1 protein-coding gene is annotated in these 892 nt (G+C 68.0%); it reads right to left on the reverse strand.

The window, feature by feature from the left end; all coding sequences use genetic code 11:
- Positions 1-59 precede the first annotated feature (59 nt).
- On the reverse strand, positions 60-892 hold an 833-nt coding region (locus EN738_RS34655), incomplete at its 5' end, for a carbon-phosphorus lyase complex subunit PhnI (protein ID WP_127287406.1).

Below are 892 nucleotides of genomic sequence, written 5' to 3' on the forward strand. Positions count from 1 at the left end.
GATGGCGGCGACGGGAATGGCAATGGCGGGGGCGGCAATGGCGGGGGTGGCGACTAGGCTCATTCGGCTGCCTCCCGCTTTTCTTCGGTCTTCACAGGATTTTCACGCGCGTCGTGCTCGGCGCGCATGCGGCGCACTAGATCGAGCTCGGCCTGGAAGTCGACATAGTGCGGCAGCTTCAGATGCTCGACGAAGCCGGTCGCCTGGACATTGTCGGAATGCGAGATGACGAACTCCTCGTCCTGCGCGGCGGCGACGACGTCCTCGCCGAGTTCGCTGGCCCGCAAGGCACGGTCGCAGAGCGCCATCGCCATCGCCTTGCGCTCGCTCTGGCCGAAGACCAGGCCGTAGCCGCGGGTGAATTGCGGCGGCGCCTTGGCCGAGCCCTTGAACTGGTTGACCATCTGGCATTCGGTGACGCGGATCGAGCCGAGCGGCACGGCGAAAGGCAGTTCCGGCACGTCGAGCTCCAGCTCGACCTCGCCGATACGGACCTCGCCGACAAAGGGGTGGTTGCGGGCATAGCCGCGCTGGGTGGAATAGCCGAGCGCGAGCAGAAAACCCTCGTCGCCGCGCGACAGCGCCTGCAAGCGGACGTCACGCGCCATCGGGAATTGCAGCGGCTCGCGGGTGATGTCGCCGGGAACATGCTCGCCGGGCATGTTGCCATCGGCCTCGATCAGGCCCTCGCGGGCGAGGATCGCCGAGACACGCGGCATGGGCTCGGCCTCGGTGGCACGTTGCATGGGCTCGGCGACGTCGCCGCCGGCGGCAAGCTCGGGATCGAGCAGCCGGTGGGTGTAGTCGAAGGTCGGGCCGAGCAGCTGGCCGCCGGGCAGGTCCTTGTAGGTTGCCGACACGCGCCGCTCGATGAGCATAGCGGCGGTATCGG

It is taken from the genome of Mesorhizobium sp. M4B.F.Ca.ET.017.02.2.1 (genome assembly GCF_003998955.1).
GTDB lineage: Bacteria > Pseudomonadota > Alphaproteobacteria > Rhizobiales > Rhizobiaceae > Mesorhizobium > Mesorhizobium abyssinicae.